We start from the raw sequence: 3,025 nt of genomic DNA on the forward strand, positions 1-3,025 counted from the left end.
GGCGGCGGGCGGGCCTATCGTTACGGCGGTGAAGAGTTTGCCGTGGTGTTTGCCGGCAAGACCCTGGATGAGTGCATGCCGCACCTGGAGGAGATCCGCGAGATCATCGCCAGCTACGACATCAAGTTGCGCAACCCGGACCGCCCCCAGGACGATCATCAAGGCCGCCAGCGCCGTGCCGGCAGCGGCGCGTCCAGCGTGTCGGTGACGGTAAGCATCGGTGTGGCCGAGCGCCAGGCCGAACAACGCAGCCCCGACGAGGTGCTCAAATCCGCCGACCAGGCGCTTTACACCGCCAAGGGTGCGGGGCGTAATTGTGTGGTCGCCGCCGGGCAAACCCGCCGTGGCGCGGTGCGCATGGAGAGCGCTGCCGGTTGAGTAATGGCGGTGTATTCAGCAGCGCTACAGTGATTGTCCACGGCCACGGCCGGCAGTAGGTTAACCCTATCTGCTGCCGGAGACATTGCCATGCCTGAGTACAAAGCTCCCTTGCGCGACATGCGCTTTCTGATCGACACCGTATTCGATTTCCACGGCCACTACGCGGCCCTGGGCGCCACGGATGCCAGCCCGGACATGGTCAGTGCGATCCTCGAAGAAGGCGCCAGGTTCTGCGAAAACGTACTCGCGCCGCTCAATCGCAGCGGCGATGAAGAGGGCTGCCATTTCGATAATGGCGTGGTGACCACTCCCAAAGGCTTCAAGCAAGCCTTTGCCCAGTATGTGGAAGGCGGCTGGCACGGCGTGGCGGCAGACCCGGCCTACGGTGGCCAGGGCCTGCCCCATTCCCTCGGCCTGGTGTTGAGCGAGATGATCGGCTCCAGCAACACCTCCTGGGGCATGTACCCGGGCCTGACCCACGGTGCGATGTCGGCCATCCACGCCCACGGCACCGACGAACAGAAAGCCACCTACCTGAGCAAGCTCACCGCTGGCGAATGGACCGGCACCATGTGCCTGACCGAAGCCCACTGCGGCACCGACCTGGGCTTGATCAAGACCCGCGCCGTGCCGCAGGCGGACGGCAGTTACGCGGTCACCGGCAGCAAGATCTTCATCTCGGCCGGCGAGCACGACATGAGCGCCAATATCATCCACCTGGTGCTGGCCAAGCTGCCGGACGCGCCGGCGGGTACCAAGGGCATCTCGTTGTTTATCGTGCCCAAGTTCCATGCCGACTCCGGCGAGCGCAATGCGGTGCACTGCGGCTCCATCGAACACAAGATGGGCATCAAGGCCTCTGCCACCTGCGTGTTGAACTTCGATGGCGCCAAAGGCTATTTGATTGGCGAGGCGAACAAGGGCCTCAACTGCATGTTCACCATGATGAACCACGCCCGCCTGGGCACGGGAATGCAGGGCCTGTGCAACGGTGAAGCGAGCTTCCAGGGCGCGATCAAGTACGCCAACGACCGCTTGCAGATGCGCTCGCTCACCGGCGCCAAGGCCCCGGAGAAAGCCGCTGACCCGATCATCGTGCACGCCGATGTACGCCGCATGCTGCTGACCATGAAGGCTTTCAACGAGGGCAACCGCGCGTTGACCTATTTCACCGCGCAACTGCTCGATACCGCGCACCTTGGCAGCGACGCTGGCCAACGCCAGGAAGCCGAGGACCTGTTGGCCTTCCTCACGCCGATCTGTAAAGCCTTCATGACCGAAACCGGCCTGGAGGTGACCAACCACGGCATGCAGGTATTCGGTGGTCATGGCTATATTCGCGAGTGGGGCATGGAGCAACTGGCCCGTGACGCACGGATTGCGCCGATCTATGAAGGCACCAACGGCATCCAGGCCCTGGACCTGCTCGGGCGCAAGGTGCTGGGCAGCCAGGGCAAGTTGCTGCGTGGGTTTACCAAAATTGTGCATAAGTTCTGCGCGGCCAATGCCGAGCATGCGCAACTCAAGGCCCATGTGGCGCAACTCAATGAACTGAACCAGCAATGGGGCGAACTGACCTTGAAGGTCGGCACGGCGGCGATGAAAAACCCTGATGAAGTGGGCGCGGCGGCCATGGATTACCTGATGTACAGCGGTTACATCATCCTCGCCTACCTGTGGTTGCGTATGGCGATCGCGGCGCACGGCCAGGACGACCAAGGGTTTGCCCAGGCGAAGCTTGCGACCTGCGACTTTTATTTCAAGCGCTTGTTGCCGCGTACGGCCATGCACCGTGCTGCGGTAGAGGCAGGGAGCGAATGCCTGATGAGTCTCCCAGCTGACGCTTTCTCCCTGTAGGAGCGAGCTTGCTCGCGAAGAACGTCAACGATAACGCGTGCTTCCTGAATAAACGCGGCGCCTGTGAGTTTTTCGCGAGCAAGCTCGCTCCTACAGAGGGCGACTGGTCTACAGTCAGTCCAGCAACAGCACCTTGGCCAACACGATCTTCGGCCCTTTCATCTTCTTGATGATGATCCGCAAGCCTTCAACTTCCAGCACTTCTTCTTCTTCCGGCACGCGCTTGAGCGTGTCGTAGATCAGGCCGGCCAGGGTTTCGGCTTCGATGTGGTCCAGGTCGACGCCCAACAGGCGTTCCACCTTGAACAACGGCGTGTCGCCACGCACCAGCAGTTTGCCGGGCTGGTAGGCGAGGATGCCGCGCTCGGCCTTGCGGTGTTCGTCCTGGATATCGCCCACCAGCACTTCCAGCACGTCTTCCATGGTCAAGTAGCCGATGATCTTGCCGTCGGCTTCTTCCACCAGGGCGAAGTGCGCGCCGCCTTTGCGGAACTGCTCCAGCAGTTGCGACAACGGCATATGCCGCGATACGCGTTCCAGTGGGCGGGTCAATTCGGCCAGGTTGAACGATTCGGGGATATGGTCCAGGGCCGCCAGTTCCAGGAGCAAATCCTTGATGTGCAGCAAACCGACAAACTCGTTGCGCACCGCGTCATACACCGGGTAACGGCTGAATTTATGGCGACGGAACAGCGCGAGGATTTCCTTGAGCGGGGCGTTGAAGTCCAGAGTCACCAGGTCTTCCCGGGAGTTGGCCCAGTCCACTACTTCCAGCTCGCCCATTTCC

The 3,025-nt window shown here is 61.8% G+C and carries 3 protein-coding genes; 2 read left to right on the forward strand and 1 reads right to left on the reverse strand.

The features are described from left to right. A partial coding sequence (locus BKD70_RS23120) for a diguanylate cyclase (protein ID WP_139145815.1) occupies positions 1–378 on the forward strand: 378 nt, incomplete at its 5' end. A gap of 90 nt (positions 379–468) precedes the next feature. Next, positions 469–2,238: an acyl-CoA dehydrogenase C-terminal domain-containing protein gene (locus tag BKD70_RS23125; RefSeq protein ID WP_070415475.1), complete on the forward strand. Its 1,770-nt coding sequence runs from the start codon at positions 469–471 to the stop codon at positions 2,236–2,238. Positions 2,239–2,352: 114 nt separating this feature from the next. Here the strand turns inward: BKD70_RS23125 and BKD70_RS23130 are convergent. Next, on the reverse strand, positions 2,353–3,025 hold a 673-nt coding region (locus BKD70_RS23130; RefSeq protein WP_139145816.1), incomplete at its 5' end, for a CBS domain-containing protein.

It is taken from the genome of Pseudomonas sp. BS-2016, from assembly GCF_001806145.1.
GTDB lineage: Bacteria > Pseudomonadota > Gammaproteobacteria > Pseudomonadales > Pseudomonadaceae > Aquipseudomonas > Aquipseudomonas lundensis.